25 protein-coding genes and 1 tRNA gene are annotated in these 25,279 nt (G+C 41.0%); 16 read left to right on the top strand and 10 right to left on the bottom strand.

Going from position 1 to position 25,279, the window contains the following annotated elements; translation table 11 throughout:
* From folM to folX, 3 genes are read left to right on the top strand one after another with little or no spacing between them, the layout of a single operon-like run.
* A complete protein-coding gene (folM, locus tag AN391_RS13390; protein WP_055015864.1) occupies positions 1-720 on the top strand; it encodes a dihydromonapterin reductase in 720 nt (239 codons plus the stop codon).
* 25 nt (positions 721-745) lie between these two features.
* Complete coding sequence (folE, locus tag AN391_RS13385; RefSeq protein WP_055015863.1) at positions 746-1,300, top strand: GTP cyclohydrolase I FolE; 555 nt, start codon at positions 746-748, stop codon at positions 1,298-1,300.
* Between the two features lie 2 nt (positions 1,301-1,302).
* Positions 1,303-1,659 carry a dihydroneopterin triphosphate 2'-epimerase gene (gene folX / locus AN391_RS13380; RefSeq protein WP_055015862.1) on the top strand — a complete coding sequence of 119 codons (357 nt, stop codon included), beginning with the start codon at positions 1,303-1,305 and terminating at the stop codon, positions 1,657-1,659.
* 2 nt (positions 1,660-1,661) lie between these two features.
* On the opposite strand, the gene AN391_RS13375 is transcribed toward folX, so the two are convergent.
* Together AN391_RS13375 and AN391_RS13370 are read right to left on the bottom strand one after the other, a co-directional pair.
* Positions 1,662-2,096 (bottom strand): YqaA family protein, encoded by a 435-nt coding sequence (locus AN391_RS13375; RefSeq protein WP_055015909.1) that lies wholly within the window; start codon positions 2,094-2,096, stop codon positions 1,662-1,664.
* Positions 2,097-2,151: 55 nt separating this feature from the next.
* A complete protein-coding gene (locus AN391_RS13370) occupies positions 2,152-2,517 on the bottom strand; it encodes a DUF4870 domain-containing protein (RefSeq protein WP_055015861.1) in 366 nt (121 codons plus the stop codon).
* Between the two features lie 180 nt (positions 2,518-2,697).
* Here AN391_RS13370 and AN391_RS13365 point away from each other — a divergent pair, with 180 nt between their 5' ends.
* From AN391_RS13365 to AN391_RS13350, 4 genes are all read left to right on the top strand, one after another.
* Positions 2,698-3,399 carry a spondin domain-containing protein gene (locus AN391_RS13365; RefSeq protein ID WP_055015860.1) on the top strand — a complete coding sequence of 234 codons (702 nt, stop codon included), beginning with the start codon at positions 2,698-2,700 and terminating at the stop codon, positions 3,397-3,399.
* 11 nt (positions 3,400-3,410) lie between these two features.
* A complete protein-coding gene (locus AN391_RS13360; protein WP_055015859.1) occupies positions 3,411-4,145 on the top strand; it encodes a spondin domain-containing protein in 735 nt (244 codons plus the stop codon).
* Positions 4,146-4,208: 63 nt separating this feature from the next.
* Entirely contained in the window at positions 4,209-4,934 is a 726-nt protein-coding gene (locus tag AN391_RS13355; protein WP_055015858.1) for a response regulator transcription factor, read from the top strand.
* A 5-nt stretch (positions 4,935-4,939) separates the two neighbouring features.
* Positions 4,940-6,427, top strand: coding sequence for a cell wall metabolism sensor histidine kinase WalK (locus AN391_RS13350; RefSeq protein WP_055015857.1), 1,488 nt, complete (start codon positions 4,940-4,942; stop codon positions 6,425-6,427).
* A 58-nt stretch (positions 6,428-6,485) separates the two neighbouring features.
* Here the strand turns inward: AN391_RS13350 and AN391_RS13345 are convergent, their stop codons facing one another.
* Complete coding sequence (locus AN391_RS13345) at positions 6,486-8,672, bottom strand: S9 family peptidase (protein ID WP_055015856.1); 2,187 nt, start codon at positions 8,670-8,672, stop codon at positions 6,486-6,488.
* A 133-nt stretch (positions 8,673-8,805) separates the two neighbouring features.
* Positions 8,806-12,513: a S8 family serine peptidase gene (locus tag AN391_RS13340; RefSeq protein WP_055015855.1), complete on the bottom strand. Its 3,708-nt coding sequence runs from the start codon at positions 12,511-12,513 to the stop codon at positions 8,806-8,808.
* 238 nt (positions 12,514-12,751) lie between these two features.
* Here AN391_RS13340 and AN391_RS13335 point away from each other — a divergent pair, with 238 nt between their 5' ends.
* Entirely contained in the window at positions 12,752-13,216 is a 465-nt protein-coding gene (locus tag AN391_RS13335; RefSeq protein ID WP_055015854.1) for a DUF2721 domain-containing protein, read from the top strand.
* A 51-nt stretch (positions 13,217-13,267) separates the two neighbouring features.
* Here AN391_RS13335 and AN391_RS13330 read toward each other — a convergent pair whose 3' ends face one another.
* Entirely contained in the window at positions 13,268-13,801 is a 534-nt protein-coding gene (locus AN391_RS13330) for a S8 family serine peptidase (RefSeq protein ID WP_055015853.1), read from the bottom strand.
* 11 nt (positions 13,802-13,812) lie between these two features.
* Positions 13,813-16,146, bottom strand: coding sequence for a S8 family serine peptidase (locus tag AN391_RS13325; RefSeq protein ID WP_055015852.1), 2,334 nt, complete (start codon positions 16,144-16,146; stop codon positions 13,813-13,815).
* 212 nt (positions 16,147-16,358) lie between these two features.
* Between AN391_RS13325 and AN391_RS13320 the strand changes: the two genes are divergently transcribed.
* Positions 16,359-16,811, top strand: coding sequence for a cytochrome c (locus AN391_RS13320; RefSeq protein ID WP_055015851.1), 453 nt, complete (start codon positions 16,359-16,361; stop codon positions 16,809-16,811).
* Positions 16,812-16,874: 63 nt separating this feature from the next.
* On the opposite strand, the gene AN391_RS13315 is transcribed toward AN391_RS13320, so the two are convergent.
* Positions 16,875-17,537, bottom strand: coding sequence for a cytochrome b/b6 domain-containing protein (locus AN391_RS13315; protein ID WP_055015850.1), 663 nt, complete (start codon positions 17,535-17,537; stop codon positions 16,875-16,877).
* A gap of 149 nt (positions 17,538-17,686) precedes the next feature.
* Between AN391_RS13315 and AN391_RS13310 the strand changes: the two genes are divergently transcribed.
* The 3 genes from AN391_RS13310 to AN391_RS13300 all read left to right on the top strand — a co-directional run bounded on the left by AN391_RS13310 (position 17,687) and on the right by AN391_RS13300 (position 19,582).
* A complete protein-coding gene (locus tag AN391_RS13310; RefSeq protein WP_055015849.1) occupies positions 17,687-18,391 on the top strand; it encodes an AzlC family ABC transporter permease in 705 nt (234 codons plus the stop codon).
* On the top strand, positions 18,388-18,687 hold the full coding sequence (locus tag AN391_RS13305; RefSeq protein ID WP_055015848.1) for an AzlD domain-containing protein: 300 nt from the start codon (positions 18,388-18,390) through the stop codon (positions 18,685-18,687). Before AN391_RS13310 ends, AN391_RS13305 begins: the two co-directional genes overlap by 4 nt.
* Positions 18,688-19,096: 409 nt before the next feature.
* Positions 19,097-19,582: a glutathione peroxidase gene (locus AN391_RS13300; RefSeq protein ID WP_055015847.1), complete on the top strand. Its 486-nt coding sequence runs from the start codon at positions 19,097-19,099 to the stop codon at positions 19,580-19,582.
* 116 nt (positions 19,583-19,698) lie between these two features.
* On the opposite strand, the gene AN391_RS13295 is transcribed toward AN391_RS13300, so the two are convergent.
* A complete protein-coding gene (locus AN391_RS13295) occupies positions 19,699-19,884 on the bottom strand; it encodes a PA3496 family putative envelope integrity protein (RefSeq protein WP_004589020.1) in 186 nt (61 codons plus the stop codon).
* A 380-nt stretch (positions 19,885-20,264) separates the two neighbouring features.
* On the opposite strand from AN391_RS13295, the gene AN391_RS13290 reads away from it, so the two are divergent.
* Positions 20,265-21,059: a YggN family protein gene (locus AN391_RS13290; RefSeq protein ID WP_055015846.1), complete on the top strand. Its 795-nt coding sequence runs from the start codon at positions 20,265-20,267 to the stop codon at positions 21,057-21,059.
* A 59-nt stretch (positions 21,060-21,118) separates the two neighbouring features.
* Here the strand turns inward: AN391_RS13290 and AN391_RS13285 are convergent, their stop codons facing one another.
* The gene (locus AN391_RS13285; RefSeq protein ID WP_055015845.1) at positions 21,119-22,561 is read right to left on the bottom strand and encodes a PLP-dependent aminotransferase family protein; all 1,443 of its coding nucleotides are present in this window, start codon (positions 22,559-22,561) and stop codon (positions 21,119-21,121) included.
* Positions 22,562-22,665: 104 nt separating this feature from the next.
* Here AN391_RS13285 and AN391_RS13280 point away from each other — a divergent pair, with 104 nt between their 5' ends.
* A complete protein-coding gene (locus tag AN391_RS13280) occupies positions 22,666-23,595 on the top strand; it encodes a DMT family transporter (protein ID WP_055015844.1) in 930 nt (309 codons plus the stop codon).
* Between the two features lie 36 nt (positions 23,596-23,631).
* On the opposite strand, the gene AN391_RS13275 is transcribed toward AN391_RS13280, so the two are convergent.
* Positions 23,632-24,504: a diacylglycerol kinase family protein gene (locus AN391_RS13275; RefSeq protein WP_055015843.1), complete on the bottom strand. Its 873-nt coding sequence runs from the start codon at positions 24,502-24,504 to the stop codon at positions 23,632-23,634.
* Positions 24,505-24,831: 327 nt separating this feature from the next.
* Here AN391_RS13275 and AN391_RS20695 point away from each other — a divergent pair, with 327 nt between their 5' ends.
* Together AN391_RS20695 and AN391_RS13270 are read left to right on the top strand one after the other, a co-directional pair.
* A complete protein-coding gene (locus tag AN391_RS20695) occupies positions 24,832-24,972 on the top strand; it encodes a hypothetical protein (protein ID WP_004589025.1) in 141 nt (46 codons plus the stop codon).
* 220 nt (positions 24,973-25,192) lie between these two features.
* Positions 25,193-25,279 (top strand) — tRNA-Ser (locus tag AN391_RS13270).

The following is a 25,279-nucleotide window of genomic DNA, read 5'->3' as shown; positions in this document are numbered from 1 at the left end:
ATGACATCTCCTATTTTAATAACAGGTGCTGGTCAACGTATTGGCCTTGCACTTGCCAAGCACTTTTTATCGCAAGGCCAAGCTATTATTATTACCTATCGTACGCGCCACCGTGCAGTCGATGAGTTAGAACAACAAGGCGCTGTATGCTTACACGCCGACTTTAGCAGCGATGCTGGTATTGCCAGTTTTATTGAAATACTTAAACAGCATACGCACTCCTTACGTGCCATAGTGCACAATGCCTCCAGTTGGGACTGCGAAGCCAGTAACCCTGATTTTTCGAACTTGTTTGACAACATGATGCGCATTCATGCCAAAACGCCGTATTTAATTAATAATGCCTGTGCAGAGCTATTAATGACGTATCAAGCCGAGGCTTGCACTCCTGCTGACATCATTCACCTTACCGATTATGTTGTTGAGACAGGTAGCCCAAAACACATTGCCTATGCCGCAAGTAAGGCTGCGCTTGATAACTTAACCAAGTCATTTAGCGCTAAGTACGCACCAAATATAAAGGTGAATTCGGTAGCGCCATCGTTGATTATTTTTAACGAACATGATGACGAGGCTTATCGCGCCAAAACCCTTAAAAAATCATTGATGGGTATAGAGCCTGGTTGCCAAGAAATTATTAATAGTATTGATTTATTGCTGCGCAGCCACTACATCACAGGCCGCGCTTTGCCTGTGGATGGCGGTCGCCATTTAAAGTAAAACACACATTAAAACTGAGAAATTTATGCATGACGAATTAAAACAAAGTTATCAAAATATAATTACTGCTGTAGGTGAAGACGCTAATCGTGAAGGTCTGCTCGACACGCCAAAACGTGCAGCTAAAGCCATGGAGTATTTAACAAAAGGGTATCGTCAAACGCTCGATGAAATTACCAATAATGCAGTATTTACCTCAGACGCAGACGATATGGTTCTTGTGCAAGATATAGAGCTTTACTCTATGTGTGAGCATCACCTATTACCTTTTATTGGTCGTTGTCATATTGCCTATATTCCCGATGGTAAAGTACTGGGCTTATCTAAATTTGCACGTATTGTTGATATGTTCGCACGCCGTTTTCAGATACAAGAGCAATTAACACATCAAATTGCAAAAGCCGTTGAGGAAGTAACCGGTGCTAAAGGCGTGGGGGTTATTGTTGAAGCTAAACACATGTGTATGATGATGCGCGGTGTAGAAAAGCAAAATTCAAGCATGCGTACCTCGGTAATGCTAGGTAACTTTAGATCAGACTCTAAAACGCGTAACGAGTTTTTACAACTTATTAAGGGGTAATAATGGCCAACGCAATTATTAACGTAACCAACTTACGCTTACGTACGTTTATTGGCTTTAACCCTGAAGAGCGGGAAAAAAAGCAAGATGTAGTGATTAATTTAGAAATTCACTATCCTGCTGATGAAGCCTGTAAAACAGACGAAGTAGAACAAGCCCTTAATTATAAAGTGATCACCAAAGAGGTGATAAACCTAGTAGAACAAGGTCACTTTTTGTTACTTGAAAAGCTGGTTGCTGAAATACTTGCTGTATGCCATAAACACCCCAGCGTGCATTACGCCAAAGCACGTGTGGATAAACCACATGCACTGCGTTTTGCCGACTCGGTATCACTTACACTTGATTGGGTTAAATAATATTAAATTATTTTATCTAAGCCTATGGCAAGGGCAATAACGACTAAATACCGCACGCCTTTGCCAAGTGTTACTAGCAATAAAAATACACTAAAACGTACTTTAAATATACCACCAATAACCGTTAGCGGATCGCCAATAATCGGTAGCCAAGCAAACAGTAAGCTGTACACGCCATATTTTTTAAACTGAGATTGTGCTTTAACAATTCCCTGCTCAGAGACAGGAAACCACTTTTTGTGCTTAAAGCGCAGCACATGGGTACCCAGCCAATAATTAACACAACTTCCAAGTACATTGCCTGACGTAGCGGCTAACCACAGCAGCCATAGATTAGCTTTAGCTTGGCTTATCATCGTCGCAAGTACCACCTCTGAGGAGCTTGGCAATAAAGTAGCGGACACAAACGCACTAAAAAATAAGGTGATATAAAGCATTAAGTACTTAAAGTAAAAACCCAGCATACAGCTGGGTTTATTAAAAAGTGGCTGTTTATTTTACCAAATTTAAACTCAGCGGGTAATTAAACTCTTTGCCTTCGTTGGCTTTAATACTGGCTAAAACCACCATGACAAACGAAAAAATAGCCACAAGAGGCAACAAAACCAAGCCTATTACAGCAAACACAAGTAAAAAACACACAAAGTAGGCAATAGCCATAGTGATTTGAAAGTTTAACGATTTTTTACCGTGTAAATCGACAATTGGCATTTCATCTTTTTTAATAAGCCATACCACTAATGGCCCAAGTATCGATCCAAACGGAATAACAAAACCGGCTACAGCACTTAAGTGACAAAGCATTGCCCATGTTTTTTCGTCTTTTGATAACGGCTCAAGCTGTTGATTTTCTTCCATTACGCTCTCCTTTTTAGTTAATACATACTGCCTTTTTATTGAGCAGGTGTCCATAAATCATAGCTGTATTGTTAAATATCACATCCTAACCCGCTGTGATAAAAAAGTGATAACTTTGTGAGAGTTTCTTGAGGTGGTTATTCAATACTTAACCTGAATCATCACTTACAGGAAATAATAATGAAAACATCAGCACTTACACTTGCCACTCTTTTAGCCGTAGCAAGCCAAACAACACAAGCTGCAGAGCTTGATTTAGAATTGACTAATTTAACCCAAGGTATTCACTTTACACCTGTGTTAATAACAGCGCACGACGCTGAAGGTAAATTGTTTGAAGTAGCGACAGAGGCTTCAACAGCGCTACAAACAATGGCTGAAGGCGGCAATATTGCCGAGCTAATGGCTCAAGCAAGTGCGGCAGGAAGTGATATGGTAGCAAACCCAGCTGAAGGGTTACTTGCCCCAACGGCTTCTGCCTCTGCCACCCTTATGACGGCAGACACTAACGAATACCTTTCACTTACTGCCATGTTATTACCTACCAATGATGGCTTTGTTGGACTTAATAGCTGGAAAATCCCAACCGAAGCAGGTACCTATACAGTGTATCTTAATGCCTACGATGCAGGTACTGAGCAGAACAATGAGTTAGTAGTTGAAGGTTCAGGTGCGCCTGGTACGCCGGGGATCCCAGCAGCACCTGGGGGTGATGCAGGTACAGGCGGCGCAGGTTTAACCAGTACTGATAGCAATGTGAATGTACATATTCATCCTGGTAATTTAGGTGACGACGACTTAAATGCCGGTAGCAGTGATTTAAGTAACACCGTACACAGATGGTTAAACCCCGTTGCAAAATTAACTGTGACGGTTAAATAGGAGAGTTAATTATGTCATCTCTTTCTAATTTTAAAAAAAGTGCGCTTATTTTACTGTTAGCCAGCTCACTAGCCGCATGTGGCGATAACGATAATAACAGCTCTATTGAAGATCAAGAACCTGTGGTGGTGGTTGAGCCGGAACCTGTAGTGTATGAGTTTACTATTACCTTTAGTAACTTAACGGCTGGACAGCCCCTATCGCCACTTTCTGTTATTGCATTTGATGAAACCGCACCATGGCAATTTGGTGAAACAGCCTCCATAGGCTTAGAAATGATTGCAGAAAGCGGCGCTAACGAAGCGTACCTTAGTGACGAAAATGCACTCGCTTCAGCCTCAGCAGAAGGCCCTATTGGCCCTGGAGAAACAACGTCTGTAACGCTATCTGTTGAAGCGCAAGATGTACTTAATTTGTCTTTTGCTGCCATGCTTGGGAATACAAATGATGCTTTTACCGGTCTTAGTTCTATAGATGTATCTACATTAGCAGTAGGCGATACGCTAACGCGCACCACCTTAGCTTATGATGCAGGTACAGAGGCAAATACCGAAACGGCTGAAACTGTGCCAGGCCCGGCTGCAAATGGCGAAGGGTTTAACGAAATACGCGACGACATTATTGATTTAATAACAATGCATCCAGGTGTTGTGTCTAATCAAGATGGGCTATCAACTTCTGCACTCGGAGCAGGGCAAAAATTTGATAACCCTGTCTCTAAAATAATGATTGAGCGCACACAGTAATAACCAGCTTGTAATGGGGATGTGAGGAGACATGGAGGTCCCTTTTTTTTACGAGGTTAATACATGCGTCACGAAAAAATACTGGTAGTAGAAGACGACAGAGAAATCGGTCAATTAATAACAACTCAACTTACCACGCTAAATCTACATGTTGATCATGTTATAAGCGCTGAGCTTGCACTTAAAAAAATAGCAAAACAGCCTTACGGGCTTATTTTATTAGATATAAACCTGCCGCAAATGGATGGCTTAAGCCTATGCCGTAAAATTAAAGAGCACTACCCTACCATTTCCGTTATTTTACTTACTGCGCTCAGTAGCGATATGGACCGTGTAATTGGGCTTGAAATGGGCGCAGATGATTATATTTGTAAACCCTTTTTTGCTCGCGAATTACAAGCGCGCGTAAAAACACAGTTACGCCACCGCTCTCAACTTCTGGCGATTCAAAATAATGAAAACGACATCCCGTGCAACGAACAAACACTAAATATAGGCTCGCTCAACATTGAATTTAGCTCACATCAAGTTTATTTAGACGAACAAGCCCTTAACCTCACCGCCACTGAATTTGATTTGTTGGTGTATTTTGCTCGTCACCCTAACCACGTATTTAGTCGCCAGCAACTATTAGATAAAGTGTGGGGCTACCAACATAGTGGCTACGAGCACACGGTTAACTCACATATCAACCGTTTACGCGCCAAGCTTGAGCAGCATCATCAAGCTCCCTTTATAGAAACCGTATGGGGTGTAGGCTATAAACTCAACCCTAGCCAACTTGGGTAACTTTTATGTTCAATTTGTCTTTATATCAAAAACTAGCTATCTCTTTGGTAATTATTTTTTGTTTTATTTGTGCACTTGTTTATAGCTGGAGTAAACAGCTAGAACTGAATTCCAAACACCATGGCGAGCAAAACCTACATCTAGCACTGGCCGAACACTTAGTTCAAGATAACCCACTTATTAAAGAAGGTGTTTACGATTACAAAGCCCTTGAAAACCTGTTTCATACTTTAATGTTATTAGGTCCCGCATTTGAGTTTTATTTTGTTGATGAAAACGGCAAAATCCTTACTTATTCAGCTGAGCCCGGCAAGGTAAAACGTACACACATTAATTTAGCGCCCCTTAAAACATTGATTAATAACCCTGATGCAGCCCCTATATATGGAGATAACCCGCGCGACCAAACTCAACAAAAAATATTTTCTGTCGCTCCTGTGTTTAATAACGACACATTGCAAGGATACCTGTACGTTATAATTGGTGGAGAAGCTTACGACACTTCACTTAATAATATAAAAAGTAACGACCGACTATGGCTTGCAGCATTATGGCTAACATCGGCCTTGGCATTTTTACTGATTGCAATGCTTATTTTACTGCGCTTTTTTACCAACCCAATTCAACGTTTAGCTCAAGATGTAAGTAATATAGAAGCGGCCAATTACAGCTTAACAGACACAAAACTGAGTAACTTTTCGACCCAAAAAAGTAACGAGGTGCATAGCCTAGGGCGAAGCATACAAGCCATGGTGACCCGTATTAATGAGCAATTTAAAGCACTTGAGCAAAGCGATAAACAACGCAAAGAGCTACTGACTCATTTATCTCACGACTTACGTACACCGCTTGCTTCTTTACAAGGATTTTTAGAGGTACTTAATCAATCAGGTTCGCAACTAAGCGCTAATGAGCAACAAGAGTACTTACACGTTTCGCTCAACAATTGCGCACAACTTAAACAACTTATTGAGCAAATTTTTGAACTCGCTCACTTAGAAAACGGCGAAATAAGCATACACAAAGAAACCTTTAATTTAGGGGAGTTAATTTACGATTGTATTGCCAAATTTAGTCTGGCTGCTGACAGCAAAGGCATTAAGTTAAGCGTGGAGCCTGCTATTTGCGATTTTCCTGTTGTAGCGGATATTGCAAAGCTTGAGCGTGTGCTGAGTAATTTAATTGATAACGCCATTAGGCATACAGCTAACGGCGGCAATATAGCTGTCCACGTTAAGCATATAGATAATGCACAGTTATTTGTGCAGGTTTCTGATACAGGTGTAGGTATAAAACATGATGAGCTAGATGCTATTTTTAATCCACACTACCAAGCATCTAATTCTAATAACGAAGGCCGCCAACAAGGCGGTTTAGGGCTGGCTATTTGTAAAGGTTTACTTGCCTTGATGGATAGCGAAATAAACGTGCAGAGCGAATTAGGTAAAGGCACCATGTTTAGCTTTAACTTGCCACAAAAAATAAAGGTATAGCCATTGGCTATACCTTTAAAACATTACTTAATTTTTATTCCCATTAGGGCATGCTGACTTAGTTTTTAATACCAGCTAAATCCAGCATAAAGGCGTAATTAAGCGCTGTATCTTCTAGGCGCTTAAAGCGACCAGATGCACCGCCGTGGCCGGCTTCCATATCTATTTTAAATAGCAGTTTATTATCATCTGTCTTAAAGTCACGTAGCTTTGCAACCCACTTAGCTGGTTCAAAGTATTGAACTTGCGAGTCATGTAAGCCCGTAGTCACTAGCATATTTGGGTACGCTTGTTTAGCCACTTGGTCATACGGTGAGTACGACAGCATATAGTCATAGTACTCTTTTTCATTTGGGTTACCCCACTCGCCATACTCATTGGTTGTAAGCGGTATGCTTTCATCAAGCATGGTGGTAACCACATCAACAAAAGGCACTGCTGCAACCACCCCTTTATACAACTCAGGTGCTTGGTTAACCACCGCGCCCATTAATAAACCACCAGCACTCCCTCCGTAGGCAAATATTTCGTCTTTTGCACCATAACCTTGTGTCACTAATGACTTAGTTACATCAACAAAGTCGTTAAACGTGTTCTTTTTAGTTAATAATTTGCCATCTTCATACCATGGGCGACCTAACATTTGCGAGCCACGCACATGCGCTATAGCAAACACAAACCCACGGTCTAATAAGCTTAAGCGGGAGCTTGAAAAAGTAGGGTCCATTGTTGCGCCGTACGAGCCATAGCCGTATTGAAGTAATGGGTTTGTGCCATCCTTTTTAAATGCATCTTTACGGTACACTAAGCTTACCGGCACTTTAATACCGTCGCGAGCCTTTACGAAAATACGCTCAGAGGCATAGTTATCTGCGTTAAAATCACCTAACACAGTTTGCTGTTTAAGTTGCGTTTTATCACCCGATTTAAGGTCAATATCGTACGAGGTACCTGGCGTAGTCATACTCGTATAGTAAACACGTAATTTGTCGCTGTTTATATCGTTATTGCCATAGCTTGCAATGGTATACGCACTGTCGTTAAAGCTTAGCGTATGCTCATCTCCAGTAGTTAAATGGCGTACAATAAGGCGTGACTGACCCTGCTCTCGTTCTTGGTACACAAGGTAGTCTTTAAATAAATCAACGCCTTCAAGCTTAATATCATCGCGCGGGGCAATCACCGTTTGCCAATTTGCTTTATCATGCGCTTTATCTACATCCACTTTCATAAGCTGAAAGTTAACCGCATTTAAGTTAGTAACGATGTAGTACGTATTGCCAAGCTTTGAAATACTGTATTCAAGGTCGTCCTCACGCTCAATTAAGCGCTTAGGTTTTGCTTTAATATCATCTGCACTGAGTACCGACATACCAGAGGCATTGGTGCTGCTGTGCCAAATATATATTTCTGAGCCATCTTTGCTCTTACTAATACCTGTGTAATAGCTTGTATCAGTTTCTTCGTAGATAAGCTCATCATCACTTTGCGGTGTACCTAATGTGTGGCGGTAAACTTGATAGCCAAGTAAGGTTTGTGCATCTTTTTTAATGTAATAAAAGGTTTTATTATCGTTTGCCCAAATAACGCCGCCATTTGTTCCCTCAAGCGTGTCTTCGAGCAACTGTCCTGTGGTTAAATCTTTTACCTTTATGGTGTAAATTCTACGGCTAACAGTATCTTCCCCGTACGCCATTAAATTTCCGTTAGTGCTTACAGATAAGCCACTGACAGCAAAGTAGTCGTGATCTTTGGCCAACGCATTTACATCTAAAATAACTTGCTGATCACTGCCTTTAAAGTCGCTACTGCGAACATAAGTAGGGTATTCGTTTTCGCCACGGGTTTGCGATGAATAAAAATAATCACCTCTTTTTACTGGCACCGAGTCATCGTCTTTTTTAATACGCCCTTTTAGCTCTTCAAATAACGTATCTTGCAGCGTTTTAGTGTGCGCAAGCATTGCATCGGTATAGGCGTTTTCTGCATTTAAGTAACTTATAACTTCTGGCGCTTTACGCTCGTCATCACGTAGCCAGTAGTAATCATCAATACGCGTATCGCCATGAATCGTCATTTCATGCGGTACTTTTTTAGCAATCGGCGCCACGGCGCTCACTGGTTTTTCTGTTTGTTGAGTTTGCATCGTTGTTGCTGTCTCTGAAGGTGTACTTTTTGGCGCATTATCACACCCTGCTAGCACCGCGAGTGATAACGCCGCTAGCGTAAATGAAGAACGAATCATTATTAAATCTCTATGTTTTTTATTATTGATGATATTAAATATACCTAATAATAAAGCGTGATGTAATTTAGTTTGTGAAGCTATGTAAAAAGGGAGCCGAGGCTCCCTTTAAAATAACTAAGTAGTTATAAAATTACTTTTGTTTACGACGACGCATAAATGCAAACGGCGCAGCAAGTAACGTTAACCAAGCGAGTGAGCCCGATGAACCATTGCTTTCAGGCTCTGGAGTTGGGGTCACAGGCTGAGGGTCTGCAATGGTATCGTTAACAACAATTGATACCATGGTTTCTTCAGCAGTCGTGCCTGATGCTTCACGCACTGTGTATGTGAAGCTATCTTCACCAGAGAACTGCGCATTTGGCGTATAATCAATTGTGCCATCTTCATTCACTGTAGTTGAACCATTTGCAGGTGCAGAAGCCACCTCAACAGTTGATGCGACTAGGCTGCCTTTAATTCTTACGCCTTTATGGGCAGAGAATTCTGCATTTTCTGTTTCTGAAGAAGCTACTGCGTCAAATACAAAACGCGACTCAGCCATATCATTAGCTAATACATCAATAGTCACTGTTTGCTCTTCATCAACTTCTACAGAATCTGCTGCTGTGTAATGGCTGCGATCTTTTGCAAAAGCCTGATATTGAATATCAACCACACCGCCTTTAATTTGATCAACCAAATAGCCACTACCAATACCATTACCCGTTGGAACGGTGTCTAGCATAGCTCCTACGTTACCATCGGCAGACTCTACACCCGCAGAGTAAGGAGCAGGCAATGTGGGTACATCAATGTAATTCATACGTATTTCATCAGTGCCTTCTTTTAAGATCACTTGGAACGTGTACTTATCACCTGAAGCGCTACCCCAAAGCTCAACATCATGCCATTCTACAACAACATAACCGCTATCAAATTTAGCAACATAGATCTCACCGCCACCGGACGTACCACCCGCTAAATCAAAGTCAGCCCAAAGCGGCGCTATAACACCGTTAGGTGTACGTGCATTAGGCATTGCTTGAGGGCTCCAAGAGTTAGTGGTGTTTACATCTGCACCAACAGCAATAAAGCCATTATCTGAGATGGTAAATGCTGAGTACTCTTTCCCATCAAAAATAAAGTCAGCTTCAACCGTAATGGTTATTTCATCACACCCGTCAGGACACGCTTGAGGCTCAAAGTCATCATCAGCCAATGAGAAGGTACCTAAGAAATCACTGCTGTTAATAGCAAACTCTTTTGGTCCTAATGTACCCGTCCAGGTAAGCTCTTTGTTGTCTTCACTTAATGTTACTTCGCCTGCACCATTAGTCACTTCAACAACAGGCGCTGCACCTTTTAAAAGCTCCGCATTCTCATCAAGTTTTACATTTACAGATAGTTCTTCAGTAAATAAAGTATTGTTAAATTGCACCCCTATTTTTGCTGGAGTAGAAGAGTTTAAAGAATCGGCATCGACTGTTGCGCTAAACACACTGCTATTGGTTGCTTCGTTATCATAAATAGCAAATGGTAAATGCGCGACTTGGCCTGTTTCAGTATGAGTCCATACAACGTGACCAAAGTTCCAACCTTTAACATCATTAAACGTTGAATCAATATCTAGGTTAAACTCAGCCATGTCTGTGCTTGTTTCAGCACCCTCTGAATCAGTAGAAGTAGAACCATGTGCACCCAGTGTAACTGTATTAGGAGACACAGAGATTTCTGCGCCTTGCATATCTGTTACTACTTTTGCCGTCCACTCGCCAGCTGTATCTGTCATGTTTTGCACGGTATTTGAGAAACTACAAACGCTTAAACAGCTCGGATCGGCGTAAGAGCCATGTTCAAACGTAAGCGCAGCTTCTAGCGCATTAGGTACATCTAATCGACCAGCACCTACATCAAAGGCATCAGCTTTTGTCACTAAGTCTTCTTTATGTAGACCATCCATTTTAGATGAACTCATAAGTGCGGTTTTAATCTGTACCGCATTCCATTCTGGGTGAGCTTGCTTCATAAGCGCTGCTGCACCTGCAACATGTGGGCTCGCCATACTTGTACCTGAAATAGCGTTAAAGGTAATGCCATTTCCTTCATCTGGCGAATACGCAGATAAAATATCAGTACCTGGTGCTGCAATATCAGGTTTTAAGAAGCTAGGCTCACCATTAGGGCCACGCGAACTTGAAGAATTGACTGCATCAGTAAATTTCTCTTGAATTGTTCTTTTAACACTAGGATCGAGTGATGCAATAACCGGCTCTTCAGCTGCTGTTAAAAGCTCAACTAAGCTTAAACCATCTTCTTGGCTGATTGCTGAGGCTGGAATTGTAGCATCATCCATAGACATGCCCATTGCACCGCCTGCAACATTGTTGTGGATAATTACCGCTGTTGCACCTGCTTTTGCTGCATTTTCAGCTTTAGCTGTAAATGCGCAGCTACCACGAGAGATAAGTGCAACAGAATCCGCAAATGAGATATCCTCAGCGAACTCTTCACACCCTTCAAAGTTATCAGGCGCTACAACCTGCGCAGAAATTATAGGGAGCGAGATAGGGTCTGTTAATAAACCGTTGCTTCCTTCAATACTTAAATAAGTTTCGCCTGCCACTTCAACTTGCTGAGAGAAAAAACGCCCTGTTTGCGTATTGGCCACTGTGAGACCCGACTCTATACAGCTAGGACAACCAATAGTTTGGGCGCCGTTACCATCGTTACCTGCTGCGGTTACAACCACTACACCGGCTTCTTCTGCAGCGGTGAATAAATCACTATACGCACTACCAGAAGGGTTGCCACCTGGACCACCGCCCCACGAGTTGTTAATTACGTCTGCGCCATCTTTAATGGCTGCTTCTAATGCAGCCATGAGCGCTACAGTTGTACCGCTGCCTCGCCCATCGGCTGTGTGCCAAAGCGCTTTGTAAGCCATTAATTGTGCTGCTGGTGCTACACCTGAGATTGACACGTTATTGTCTTGGTAAGTAATTTCAATTGGGTTACCTACAGCGGTACCCGCAACATGCGTTCCGTGACCGTCGTATCCTAGTGGAGAGCCAATATATTCATCAGGATGAACATCACTTGGTGTTGGGCCAAATGCACGTGCAACAATTAATTTGTTGTTACAAAAATCGGCTTCACCGCCCTCTATACGACAGTAATCAGGGTTTTCTGCGATGTAAGCAGCCTCTTCTTCACTAAACTCTGCAGCTGCGAAACCCACATCTGAAAACATTGGGTTTTCTGGGCGAATACCCGAGTCAATGATCGCAACTTTAACGCCTTTACCCGCTTCAGATTGGCCACCAAGCGCCTGCCAAGCCTCTACGCCTCTAATTACATCAATAGAAGCATCCATTAATGTGTGGTACTCAGTATCTAAAAATACTTTTTTAACACCCGCAAGTTTAGCGAGTTTTTCACGCTGTCCTTGCTCACCCTCTACTACGATACCATTAAAAAGGGTGCTGAATGAGTGTGATACAGCGCCCCCACTAACAGACGCGGCTACTTGTGCTACGCTTTTTTGCTTGGCTTTTAAGTAACTGCTGTATTTTAAAGCGGGTGCTGAACTAAGTTTAATTTTACTATCACCAGTAACGGCGGCAGAGGTTGCTTCAAGCCCTGCGATACCGCCTTTGTAGGTTGCTAGCGGCTCATCTTCAAGCTGGATAATATAGCGTGCTTTAGTAGAGATGGTTTTATCTTGAGAGTATGTTTTTACACTTGATGTTTCTGGGACGTATCCTTTAGATAAATCAGGTGTAGCTGCTACGCCGTATGACATCATAGCTAAACCTATAGCTGATGAAATAGCGGTTCTTTTCAGTGTTATATTAGACATTATTTCCCCTGGAGTGTGTTTTATATTATTGTATTTACTCAATTCGATATTATTAGAATTGTGATTTTAATATAGAACTTCAGCCCTTAAGCTAGCAACAACTCAATTACAACTAGATTACAATGGTGCAAAAAAAGCCCTTCGCAAAAATCATAAATGATTAATAAAAAACAAGTTTTTAGCTAACCGGCATTTGTAAATCACTGTAAACAAACCCTAACTTCTCTATGGAAAATGAATGAGTAACGACGTTATAAATATTTTAACCATGGCTAAAGTAATTCAGACTGCAGTCGCCCCTGTCTTTTTAATTACAGGAATTGCAGCCACACTCGGAGTCTTATCTAATCGTTTAGCGCGCATTACTGATCGTGCGAGGCAACTTGAGCGAAAACTTAAAGTAAGCACCGATGAAGACTTTAATAAAACCTTGGCCACAGAGCTACGCGCCCTGTTAAAGCGCTCGCGATGTATTCACATTGCTTTTAGTATGAGCGTTTTAAGTGCTTTGCTAGTATGTGCCGTGGTAATGCAGTTGTTTTTATCGCATATTCAATCTATTAATTTAGGGGTAACCATTGCAAGCTGCTTTGTGGCTGCAATGGCCTTATTAATATGTGGTTTTATGTCGTTACTTGGTGAAGTATTTTTGGCCACACGTAGTATGCGCCGAGGGATGATTTTTGCTGATATTAATGATTAGCAATAAAAAAGCCCGAGGCTTTACTCGGGCTTTTATCACAACATTTTAATTTTATTGTGCAGTATAAATAGTCTCTAACACTTCAATTCGTGCTTCTTTTGTATAGTCAGATGACTTTAACTGCTCTGCAGCAGCTAAAATATCTTGACCATCATTAACAGCTAATACCGCTATTTTAGTGCCTGGGAAAACAGACACTACCTTCAAGCCAGATAGCTGAGCTACCTCTGTTGCGTTCATGTCATCTTTAAGCAAAATAGTGATATTGCCAGAAAGCGACGTTAAGTTATTTGTTAGTACATTACGTACCAGCGTCCCTTTTGTTACTAACGATGAAGCCTCAGAAGATTCAACAACCGCCATCTCACCTTTAGTAGAAACAACATACTCATCAGCAGCAACACTTGCTGGTACTAAACGTAAGTTTTTTTCTACAACGTAAGAGCCAAAGTCGGTTTTGCTGTATTTCACACTATTTACCGGCTTTTTTGGAAGTTGCAGCTCTTTATCTGCTACTGAACTCGCTGTTGCACTTAGAGAAATACACGCAGCAGCACCTAAAATAACTAATTTATTCATTTTCATATCTATATTCCTTACTCTTGACCTGCGTGACCAAATGCTCTTAACGAAACGCCTTCTAAAACGCTTGCTGCACGGTTATTTGAAATACCAGTAACTCCAAGACCATTGTCAGTACCATCAGTAAAAGCAAAACTATCTGCTGCAGCATCAAGAACACGAATAGTCCACGTACCTTTTGTTGTCTCGCCATAGAAGGCATTAGACATAAGTACCGCATCCTTTAAAACATAACCTGTGTTCCAACCATTAGTAAAACTATAAGCTGGGTAGAATAGAGCTTGCTTAGACGCTAGTAATACACTACGCGTGCCTGATGGAGACGTTACTTCGATTGCTAAATCGGTACCAGCAGAGGTTTGCGTACCATCCGCTAAACCAAAGCCCATTTCAGTGTTGCTCACATCAAACTTGAACTGCATAGCTTCAATGTTTAACTCTTCTTCAACAATGATTTGCTGTGTAACACCCGCAGCACTGTTGTCTGGAATTTCTAGCGTAAGGGCATCTTCTTCAACAACAGAGCCAACACCACTCCAATCTGTAATAACTTGCTCGCCTAATACTACGTCGTACTCTTTTGCCATCTCAACGGCAGCACCAGCATCTACACGCCCAAAACCATATAAGTTATTAAAGTTATAACCTGCTGCATTTTCAACCCAGCCGTCATGCGCTACAAATTCACCTTCACCAACGCTAAGCGTTATAACTTCATCTTCTGTATCGTTGACTGTGCTGGTAGTAGCTAAGATATGACGAACATCGCGCCATGTTAGCTCCGGATTAGCTGATAAAATCAGTGATACTACACCTGACGCATTAGGTGCTGCCGAAGAAGTACCATTAAACGTTGAGGTATAGTTACAGCTAGCGTTATCTTCATGGCCTGGGTAATTGAATGGGTATTGCGATGCCGCAAAGTCTTCGCCATATGCTGCAGCCCATGCTGTAATCGAGCTACCATTAAAGCCTGAGTACCCGTTAATACAGGTCATTTGATCAGTTGTTACCATGGCAGGCGCCCAGCGCCCGTATTCACCCGCAGGGGCTGAAACCATTAGGTTAGCACCACCACTTGAGTAGCTTGTATGTGTACCATCAGCATTTACAGCTGCAACGCTTAAGTAATATGGATGACCCTGGCTTGGCTCAAACGCGCCGTTATAACAAGTAAGACCTAACTCATTTGCGCCATTATCAGCACATAATGACCCTTCATCGCCACCATCTACAAACGAGTTACCGCTTGATTTCATGTTTAGCGCACCTTTACCACCACGAAGGCTAAGGTTAGGGTATGACTCGATAGCTTCATCTAGCTCTGAGTAACCAATAAACGTTGGGAAGGTAATACCGTAGCTGCGGTTAAAAGCAGAAATGTTTTCTGATGTGCTAATGCCGCTTCCAGGGAAACCATGAGCGAGTAAATCGGTTTGCTCAATTTTATCGCCACCTAGGTAGTTCATGCCAATGAGACCAGCATCTGGTGCAACACCGCGCCCGCCTTTACCATTCCAGCCTTTTGCTGCAATTAAGCCTGCAACACTAGTACCGTGGTCACCACTGTTTGACAAACTTGTAGGGTCGGTACGGTCAAGCGCCTCTGCATCTAAGTTTAGAGAGCGATTAGGTAAAACGTTATCAACTAAATCTTCGTGACGAATTTCCATACCAGAATCAACAACAACCGCCGTTACGCCAGCACCTGTAACACCTTGAGCATAAGCTGCTGCTACGTTCATATCCTCGCCAACAACCAATTCTTCTGCTTCTGATTCAGCAAAATCCTCGTCAAAAATAGTTTGCGCTTCTTCTTCGCTGTAACCTAATTGGTTAACATATAAATCAATTAGGCCTTGCTTCATTTCATCGCTTAGAGCGTACGACTTTTGACCTGTGTTACGCAGATGCCATTGCTGATTAGCTAACGGATCAGTTGCAATATCACTAATAACTAATTGCGCAGACGCCGATTTACCATTTGCATTAGCGGTGTAATCAATTACCGCATCTTCACCCGAAACTGGAACGTAAGTAAAGGTATCACCTTCAACAGTGAGTAAGCCGTGGCTAAAAGTATATACGCCATCTTGTGCTTCAACCGCTTCACCATTTTCAGTAAATGTATAGCTTAGTGTATCGCCATCGTTATCACTTGCATTAAACTCAGCTGTTACAGGTACCCATTGCTTTAAACCGGCAACGGCTACATCGCTTGCTTTTGGTGCAACATCGGTTACTACAGCAACTTGGCTATTATTGTCATTGTCGCTGCCACCACACCCTGCTAGCGTCATAACTACTGCGGCAGAAAGCGCCGACATTTTAAAGATATTATGCTTCATAAACTTCCTTCGTTATTTATTTTTATGATGACTCAAGGTACACAATTGACAAACCAATGACAACAGATCGTTTACACTCGTTAACAATGAAGACCCTATATTTAAAAATAATCTTACAGCAAGCTATGAGACATTAAAGTTTCACTTGAATAAAATAAGTAATCGATTCAAGATGTCTAATTAGTAGATATAATTTCTTACAGGGGCAAAACATGAAATTTAAACAATTTTTAGCAGGGGTTGCTTTAGCGACATGTACACTTAGCGTATCTGCAAATACTGCATTTAAAGAGCCAAGTGATGCTATTGAATACCGTCAAGCTGCATTTTCTATGATTTCAGTGCAAATTAGCGATATGGGCGCAATGCTAAAAGGTAAAATTCCTTTTGATGCAGAACAATTTAAAATGCGCGCTAATAACGCAGCTGCCCTTTCTAAAATGCCATGGGAAGCGTTTTACGAAGGCACAGATAAAGGTGATACGGCAGCCTTAGCTGATGTATGGTCAGACAATGCAACCTTTGTTAAAAAAGCCAATGCCTTCGCGGCCAATGCAGATAAGTTAGCTTTAGCAGCTCAATCTGGTGATAAGGCGGTAATTGGTAAAGCATTTGGCGCTTGGGCCAAAGGCTGTAAAGATTGCCACAAGCAATTTAAAGACTAATTACAATTAAAACAACACACACTAAAACGGCGCTTTATGCGCCGTTTTGTTTTTTCTTAGCTATTAACTTAGCAAGTAATTAAGTGGTTCTTTGCCCCATGTAACAGCCAGTAGCACGAGTAATCCAACAAAAATAGCCCACGCTAACCAAGGTGCCTGGGTGTTATCTATATTAGTTTGAGTGGCTTGCTCGCTGTTAGCCTGTTTACCGGTGATCATTGCTTTGACAAGTGGCTTTCCTTTTATTTTATACACAACTATGGCAGTAACATGCAGGCATATAGCATAAAATAAAATATCGAAGTTAAGGCGGTGCAGCCAATTTGCAAAATCAACTGTTGAGCTCGACACGTACTCAACCAAAGGACCATCAGTCAAAATGCCATCACTGCTCATTAGCCCAGTTACTAACTGCACTATAATAAGCACAAAAAACAACAAAACCATGTAGCTACCTGGCGCCGAATGACCCACCCCTTTACTAGGATTTTTAAACTCTTTAAGTACTGCTATTGGCGAGTGCAGTAACGCGCTTAATTTTGCCGTTTTACTGCCCACCAGCCCCCACACTAAACGAGTCACTATTAATGCGATTGCAAAAAAGCCAGCCACAAAATGTAGCTCAATCATGCCCTCGTCAATGCTAAAGTAAAGCACAGCAATATTAATCACTAATAACCAATGGAAGCTTCTTATAAAGCCATCCCATACTTTTATACTTTGCATATAAATCCTCAACTTGTTGCCAGTCTTTGGCGCATTATTTTGATACTAAAACTATTATTCCAAAGTTTTACTAGTGCTGCATTAATGATATTACATAAAGCCCTATTTATGGCACACTAAACGCACACACATATTAGCTACTTGTATTAATGAATATAACTAAACGCGCAGTATTAAAAGGTTTTTTTGACATGCTCCCGCTTTGCTTAGCGGTTGTTCCTTGGGGGATATTATGTGGCTCTTTAGCGATTCAAAATGGCTTTAGCGCCTTAGAAACACAAGCAATGTCACTACTTGTATTCGCGGGTTCTGCACAATTAGTTGCCATTGAACTAATGGCCGGTAACACCCCTTTACTGACTATTCTATTTACCACATTTATTATTAGCTCTCGGCATTTTTTATACGGTTTAGCCGTACGCCATAAAGTTATTTCACAACCATTACGGTGGCGCTTACCAATCAGTTTTGTACTAACCGACGAGCTGTTTGCCTTTTCGCATCACCGCAAAGCCTATAAAACAAAAGCGCGCCTAATATACGCTTTAAGTGCGGGTTTTAGTTTTTATATTGCATGGAACCTTTGGACACTCATAGGCATAGTTGCAGGAAGTGTGCTCCCTGATTTAACAAATTTAGGGCTCGACTTTGCTATTGCAGCTACATTTATTGCACTTGTGGTACCGGGCATAAAAAATTTAGCCTCGCTGGTTACAGTGATTGTTGCGGGTATTAGCGCCACACTTTTAAAAAGCACGGGATTTGAATTGTGGTTAGTTTGTGCTGCTCTACTTGCAATGAGTGCAGGCTACTTTACTGCAAGGCTTACTCAAAAAAAGGACTGCCCATTATGATGCTCACTATATTATTAATGGCGTGTATTACCTTTTTTACTCGTTACTTATTTTTACATCAACGCCTTGGTTTTAAGGTGGGCCCTAAAATGCAGCAGTTTTTAAGCTTTAGCGCACCCGCTGTACTAACCGCTATTTGGGTACCCATTATTTTTATAAATGAAGAGGGGATCAACCTAAACTGGCACAACCCTTATTTAAGCGCAGCTATCGTTGCGATTATTGTTGCCTATAAAACACATAATATTTATTACACAACGCTTGCCAGTATGGGGTTATTTTTAATTTTAAATTAGGGCGTGTTGACCTTTGGCGTTTGAATTTGCAGCAGTATGTTTGGTTTTTAGGCAAGGCAAAGCCTATGAAGTGTGGTTATTCCCCATAAATAGGCGATAACGTAGCATAAATGCCAAACATGCGCTGCCCTTTGGGTTCTGCCTAGGGGCGATAAACTCTTTGTTGTCTACATGGATGTAGGTAAGGGGCGTGAGCAGGACGCGGAAGCTCTGCTCGGTTTTTACTTAGCCTACTAGGTTACAAACCTCGTGCCGCGATTTGATCGCCCCTAGGTTGAACAAATTTCAATCCGCAAAGTTCAACACGCCCTAAATAACAGCCAACCCATTAACAATGTCTAAAGTTTATACTTTTAGTAACGCGCTACAGCGGGTAGAATGTAGCAAACAACAATAAAAAGCGCCCATCATGCATGAATTTCATCAATTAACGGCTACTGCGTTAAACGGAAAAACAATTAACTTTAGCGACTTTGAAGGAAAGGTTGTACTTATTGTTAATACCGCCAGTGAGTGTGGATTTACAAAGCAATATGAATCTCTACAAGCGCTACATACTAAATACGCGCAAGCTGGCTTGGTTATAATTGGTTTTCCATGTAATCAATTTGGTCAGCAAGAGCCAGGCGACGCGACGCAAATACAACAAGGCTGTTTAATTAACTATGGGGTAAGCTTTTTAATGGCCGCAAAGGTGGATGTAAATGGCCGTCACGCACACCCTGTATTTAGGTATTTAAAATCGGCCTTGCCCGGCTTTTTAACACGAAAAATAAAGTGGAACTTCACTAAGTTTTTAATCGCACCCGACGGTACGCCTATTAAACGTTATGCCCCTTTTACAAAACCAGAAAAGTTAGAAAGCACCATTCAACAAGCACTCGCTAAAAAGTAAGTACATAAAAGTAATAAAGAGGCATAAAGCCTCTTTATTGCCAGTATTTAGCTTTCAAACATGCGTATACGCACATTCAAACCTTAAAACAGGCGCATTATTTTAACTAGCACAATTTAGTCTATGTAATCGTTTAAGTCGTCTTCACCTAGGTTTTTACGCAAACGTTTTTGCTCAAGGTAATCTTCCAACTTCTTTTTTACCTTTTGCTTTTTTTTATCATGCTGATTACGCCCGACCATTTCGTACTCGTCTTCAACAAAATCATCATCTAGCGCATCGTAACTAAATGTCTTACCCACAACCCACTCCATAAAGTGCTTAAGACCAACTCAGGTTGATTCCTGCACTTGGTAAATTAAAAAAGTTTAGCGCTAAAATACGAACAAATTAGCACCAAAATAAAGCCACGTGACTATCGTAAATAGCCTTCATGTCAATATTGTGAATAAATAGCGCTAAATTAAGAAAGTGGAAAGTGAGAGTTTTTTATCGTTTCGACAAATAAAATTTATCATTTATTTATTTTTAGTGTTTTTGACTAAAAAGTAGTTTATTTATCAAAATTAAAAATCATTACAAATACACAAATTTTCATAACCAATTGTTTTAAAATAAAAATAAATAATGGCATCAAACTTGTTAATACTTAACTGTCATCAACAATTATTAGAGAATAAACATGAAAAATTTACTATTAGTAAGCGCTTTAATTTGTACACCCGCTGTAATGGCACATAACGATAACAATGCGGGTATTTCGTTTAGCAACGAACAGTGCAATGTAGAGTTTAAAAACGATGTACGCATTAAGCCTAGCGAATTAGAAATTTTTACCGCATCTAATCAATTCATGCGCTTTAACAGCAATGGCAAATTAACTATAAATGGCGAACAAGTATCCATTAGCAGCGAGCAGCGCCAAGCGCTTGCCCAATATTCGGATAACTTACGTACGCAGCTACCGGAGGTTGCTAATATTGCCCTAGACGGAGTGAAAATAGCCGGTGTAGCACTAGAGGAAGTAGCCAACGCATTTAATATTGATGGGCTTGACGACTTGTCTGGCCTAATGGACGATATAAAACTGGAAGTAGAAAACACCTTTTACCAAAAAGGTACGTTTGTAATGGGCCAGCAAAGCTTTAATCAATTTGGTGAAAACTTTGAACACCAGTTTGAGGAGCAAATAGAAACCGTGGTTGAGTCTGCCGTTATGCAATCAATGGGCAGTATTTTAGTTGCTTTAGGCTCTGAGCTACTTGGTTCGGGTGGTGATATGGAGGCATTTGAGCAACGCATGGAAAATATGGGCGCGCAAATAGAAGAAAAAGTAGAGCTACATGCCAGTGCACTTGAAAAGCGTGCTAACTCTTTATGCGACAGCTTTGCCAGCATTGCACAGCAAGAAGAGCAATTAGTAGCGCAGTTACCGCAACTAAAAGGTTACGAGTTATTTACCATTAAACAAAACTAATACACAAAACCGTATTTAACATCCCTTTAGCAGCACTTGTATATTAGGTGCTGCTTTTTTCATTCTTTTAGCGTGTGAGCCAGCGCACCTAACGTGGTAATAGCCTGCTCAATTTTTTCGCTCCACTGCACCCCGTAGCTTAACCTAATACAGCTTTTATATTTATTACTTGCTGAAAAAATAAGGCCAGGGGTTATGCTAATACCAGCTTCTAAAGCCAGTAAAAATAACTTTTGACTGTCTACCCCTTGGCCTAAATCTAGCCAAATAACACACCCACCTTTAGGGTCACTAATACGTGTATTTTTAGGCATTGCGTTTAATAAGCACCACCGCATGCGCTCTTTGTTATTACGTAAGCGCTGCCTAAGTACTTTTAAATTACGGTCATATTCACCACTGGCTATAAACTCAGAAAGCGTCCACTGATTTATAAGTGAGGCAGAGCAACTTAATGCACGCTTATGCCGGCGCGCTTGACCAGCAAACTTGCCTGCTATTAACCAACCTACTCGATAACTGGGTGCCGCCGTTTTTGAAAACGAGGCGCAGCTGATCACAAGCCCCTTTTTTGAATACGCTAAAGCGGGCGTGCCGCGCTTGGCAGTAAAGTGCAAATCGCCGTACACATCATCTTCTATAAGAACAACATTATGTGACTCTATTAAGTCCACCATTTGCTTACGGCTTTCATCGCTCATAAAGCTGCCAACCGGGTTATTGATTGCGGTCGAAAATAAGCATGCTTTTATATCATGTTGCTCAAGCGCTTGAGCTAGGTCATTAAGCCAAATACCGTTGTCGGGGCATAGCGGGATTTCAAGCGCTTTTAAGCCTAAGCTCTCTATTAATTCAATAATGCCGTGATAGCACGGGGTTTCAATAGCCACTACATCGCCGGGCTTAGTAACACACTTAAGTGCGATAGCCAGCGCCTCTTGCGCACCATTAGTGATCACCAGTTCATCTATATTTACGCCAATACCAAAGCCTAAGTATCTATGCACTAATTGCTTTTTAAGCGCACCAAAACCATCAATAGGGCCATAATTTATAACACTCGGTCCAGCAATTGTCATAACTCGGCGCATATTTCTCGCAAGTGCTTTATCGGTAGGGGCAGCAGCAACGGGATTCGCGATACCAAAAGCTATAATATTAGGCTGATGAATAGCACTATATACTTGCTCTATTAACGCTTGTTTATTTACAGTGACAGGTTCACGGCTTAATTTTACGCGCTTAGGTAAACTATAAACCGTATTAAGCACCGTTAAAAAGTAGCCCGATTTTTCACGCGCCTCTACTACTCCTTGATCTTCTAACGCTTGATACGCTTGCTTAACAGTTGGAACGCTAATATTTAAGTTATTGGCCATTTTACGAAGTGATGGAAGTTTTTCCCCTGGTAATAATACCTTCTGCGTTTGCATATCCTTGATTAGCTCAATAACTTGTTGATATAAAAACTCGGCTTTTTGCTTACTGGCTGTTGGCTGCATATCTCGCTCAAATCTGTATAGGTTACATTTATACTTTTCTGTATATGGTAAGTATACAGATAGGCCTTAAAATAACCACTCAATCAGTTTTTTAGAGGTGTGCCATGAAAAGCGCAGCGCTATATCTCACAACAGTGTTAATTTGGGGCTCTACGTGGCTGGCGATTTCATTTCAGCTAGGCGATATCGCTGTGGAGCTTTCTTTGCTTTATCGTTTTGCCATAGCAGCTGTATGTATGTGGCTATTTGCGGCCTACAGAAAACCTAATATGCGATTTTCATTAGTCGATCATGGTTTTTTTGCTTTATTGGCCATTTGCAACTTTGGCTTAAATTATTTGCTTTTGTATTGGGCTCAAAACTACCTTTCTTCGGCAATGGCCTCTATTGCTTTTTCGATGCTATTAATAATGAACATAATCAACACCCGTTTATTTTTTGCAAAACCTATAGCCAAACGAATTTACTGCGGCGCGCTAATCGGTGTGATAGGTATTATTTGTCTATTTTGGCCGCATTTAAAGCAATTCGACTTGAGTAATGGGGCGTTGGTCGGGTTACTACTTGCCCTTGGGGGCACCTTTGTGGCTTCATTGGGCAATATGATCAGTGTACGCAATTCTAATCGGCAAATAGGTGTATTGCAGGGTAACGCATGGGGCATGTTATATAGCGCAGTTGGTTTAGCCGTTTATGTATTAATAAATGGTATAACGGTCAGTTTTAGTGCCCCTACCAGCTATTGGCTGTCGCTGTTGTATTTATCAGTTTTTGGCACTGTGATTGCGTTTGGCTGCTATTTTGCTTTGTTAAAAAACATTGGCCCCGAAAAAGCAAGTTACGCCATCGTTTTGTTTCCGTTGGTGGCAGTCACATTAAGTAGCTTTTTTGAAGGCTTTGAATGGCACGCAAACACCTTTGCCGGTTTTAGTTTAGTACTACTGGGTAATGCAATTGTACTTACCCCCACAAAAAGAATTAACGCCTTTTTAGCAAGCCGCTGCGTTGCTAAAAATGGTTCCGTCCCCAGTTAGAGGCGTTTTTAACGCACTAACACAAAAGCGCCTACTTTACTGTAGGCGCTTTTTTATTGGTATATGAAAATTAATGGCCTGCTTATGTATAGCAATAATCGCGGGCGTGACGCCTACCAGCTCGCCATCCGCCTCAACGAATAAATTTTTAGTTGTAATATGCGCTTCTTTTAATTGGCTATAAGTGAGCCTTTTTAGGGTGTGATGGCGCTTAAAAAGAAGTTTAATAAAGCTAAATAAGTGATTAACAACACTACTCGCTTGCATTTGGTAGCAATCAAGCAGGCCATCATCAATTTCAGCTCTAGGTGCTATTTTAATTCCGCCGCCAAAATACTGAGAGTTCGCAAATACAGTTATTAAATTTGGGTACTCACTTTGTTTATTTAAAAATACTCCCTGTAGTGTGCTTGCTTTATAAGTAAAGAGCGACTTAAAACTCGTCCACTTATAACGCCAAGCAGGCATGCTTTGTAAATGACCTAACTGCTTAATTACATGAGCATCAAAACCAACACCAGCCACATTAATAAAGTAACGGGTATTAATTTTACCTATGTCAATTAAGTGTGTAGGGGCATTAAAAATAGCGTTTTGCCACTGTTTAGCCGTGCAATGAAAGCTTCGCGCAAAATCGTTACCCGTACCACAAGGTAATATTGCCAAACTGCAGGTACTGTTAATCACGCCATTAAGTGCCAAATTAAGCGTACCGTCGCCACCAATAGCCACTGCTATTTGGCTTTTTTGTGCATTCGCTTTAATGCTTGCTAAGTCGTACTCATAATTACCTGTTGTTTTGACCGTGATATAAAGAATATTTTTCTTCTGACATGTTTTTTTAAGCCAATCGAGGTGTTCTAACACCGCTTTTTTTACGCTCGGTTTAACTATTATTAACAACTGCAAGTAATTTATCCCCTTTTAGTCGGCACGCCAGTGTAAATAAAAATTAAGTTAAAATTAATTTATCTGAATAATTAATCACAATAGTGAGTAAAAATTTATTACAAACTTTTATAAAAACAAAAAACACTTATAAAACAACTCACAGATTAAACCCCGCGGTTAAATAACTATGCAAATCCGCCTCTTATCAGCTTTAAATAAAAACAAAACAAAACAATTTCAGATAAAAATAACTAATAGCTAAGCCTTAGTTTATATTGTTGTATTTTTAAACAAAAAAGAGTCAAAATGCTCGCGATTTAAACACATACACCTTGGAGCAAAGACATGAACCCAATAAACACCCTAAACCAAAATGCAGCAGCCCACGTTGGCGTAAAACCAACTAACCGTAAAGCTAAAATGCTGGCTAAATTAAACCGTATGGGCAAAAAATTAGCATTAAACAGTGCCGCGCAATACAAATAATCAACCTTGTTATGATTATTAAGCAGGGGCAGTAAACAACTAACCACTATTGAAAGCACTTCTTTAGCTCCCTTAGTTTACTGCCACCCTTTAATTTTTAGTTTAAATCCTTCTAATTTCCCTCTATTTACAAAAAAAACCGCAATTACGTCTACTTTTTAAGCAAACAGTTTATTTGCTATTTACACAACGGTATCACCTAAGTATTATTCTGCGTCACGGAGAGATGGCAGAGTGGTCGAATGCACCGGTCTTGAAAACCGGCATAGGTTTGTAGCCTATCTAGGGTTCAAATCCCTATCTCTCC

Source organism: Pseudoalteromonas sp. P1-13-1a, assembly GCF_001401875.1.
GTDB lineage: Bacteria > Pseudomonadota > Gammaproteobacteria > Enterobacterales > Alteromonadaceae > Pseudoalteromonas.
The sequence above is the reverse complement of the archived record's forward strand: the minus strand, read 5'-3'. Positions and strand labels throughout refer to the sequence as shown.

Excerpts from the sequence above, each read along its gene's own strand:
- folM (WP_055015864.1), top strand. The coding sequence starts at position 1 with ATGACATCTCCTATTTTAATAACAGGTGCTGGTCAACGTATTGGCCTT.
- folE (WP_055015863.1), top strand. The coding sequence starts at position 746 with ATGCATGACGAATTAAAACAAAGTTATCAAAATATAATTACTGCTGTA.
- folX (WP_055015862.1), top strand. The coding sequence starts at position 1,303 with ATGGCCAACGCAATTATTAACGTAACCAACTTACGCTTACGTACGTTT.
- AN391_RS13375 (WP_055015909.1), bottom strand. The coding sequence starts at position 2,096 with ATGCTTTATATCACCTTATTTTTTAGTGCGTTTGTGTCCGCTACTTTA.
- AN391_RS13370 (WP_055015861.1), bottom strand. The coding sequence starts at position 2,517 with ATGGAAGAAAATCAACAGCTTGAGCCGTTATCAAAAGACGAAAAAACA.
- AN391_RS13365 (WP_055015860.1), top strand. The coding sequence starts at position 2,698 with ATGAAAACATCAGCACTTACACTTGCCACTCTTTTAGCCGTAGCAAGC.
- AN391_RS13360 (WP_055015859.1), top strand. The coding sequence starts at position 3,411 with ATGTCATCTCTTTCTAATTTTAAAAAAAGTGCGCTTATTTTACTGTTA.
- AN391_RS13355 (WP_055015858.1), top strand. The coding sequence starts at position 4,209 with ATGCGTCACGAAAAAATACTGGTAGTAGAAGACGACAGAGAAATCGGT.
- AN391_RS13350 (WP_055015857.1), top strand. The coding sequence starts at position 4,940 with ATGTTCAATTTGTCTTTATATCAAAAACTAGCTATCTCTTTGGTAATT.
- AN391_RS13345 (WP_055015856.1), bottom strand. The coding sequence starts at position 8,672 with ATGATTCGTTCTTCATTTACGCTAGCGGCGTTATCACTCGCGGTGCTA.
- AN391_RS13340 (WP_055015855.1), bottom strand. The coding sequence starts at position 12,513 with ATGTCTAATATAACACTGAAAAGAACCGCTATTTCATCAGCTATAGGT.
- AN391_RS13335 (WP_055015854.1), top strand. The coding sequence starts at position 12,752 with ATGAGTAACGACGTTATAAATATTTTAACCATGGCTAAAGTAATTCAG.
- AN391_RS13330 (WP_055015853.1), bottom strand. The coding sequence starts at position 13,801 with ATGAAAATGAATAAATTAGTTATTTTAGGTGCTGCTGCGTGTATTTCT.
- AN391_RS13325 (WP_055015852.1), bottom strand. The coding sequence starts at position 16,146 with ATGAAGCATAATATCTTTAAAATGTCGGCGCTTTCTGCCGCAGTAGTT.
- AN391_RS13320 (WP_055015851.1), top strand. The coding sequence starts at position 16,359 with ATGAAATTTAAACAATTTTTAGCAGGGGTTGCTTTAGCGACATGTACA.
- AN391_RS13315 (WP_055015850.1), bottom strand. The coding sequence starts at position 17,537 with ATGCAAAGTATAAAAGTATGGGATGGCTTTATAAGAAGCTTCCATTGG.
- AN391_RS13310 (WP_055015849.1), top strand. The coding sequence starts at position 17,687 with ATGAATATAACTAAACGCGCAGTATTAAAAGGTTTTTTTGACATGCTC.
- AN391_RS13305 (WP_055015848.1), top strand. The coding sequence starts at position 18,388 with ATGATGCTCACTATATTATTAATGGCGTGTATTACCTTTTTTACTCGT.
- AN391_RS13300 (WP_055015847.1), top strand. The coding sequence starts at position 19,097 with ATGCATGAATTTCATCAATTAACGGCTACTGCGTTAAACGGAAAAACA.
- AN391_RS13290 (WP_055015846.1), top strand. The coding sequence starts at position 20,265 with ATGAAAAATTTACTATTAGTAAGCGCTTTAATTTGTACACCCGCTGTA.
- AN391_RS13285 (WP_055015845.1), bottom strand. The coding sequence starts at position 22,561 with ATGCAGCCAACAGCCAGTAAGCAAAAAGCCGAGTTTTTATATCAACAA.
- AN391_RS13280 (WP_055015844.1), top strand. The coding sequence starts at position 22,666 with ATGAAAAGCGCAGCGCTATATCTCACAACAGTGTTAATTTGGGGCTCT.
- AN391_RS20695 (WP_004589025.1), top strand. The coding sequence starts at position 24,832 with ATGAACCCAATAAACACCCTAAACCAAAATGCAGCAGCCCACGTTGGC.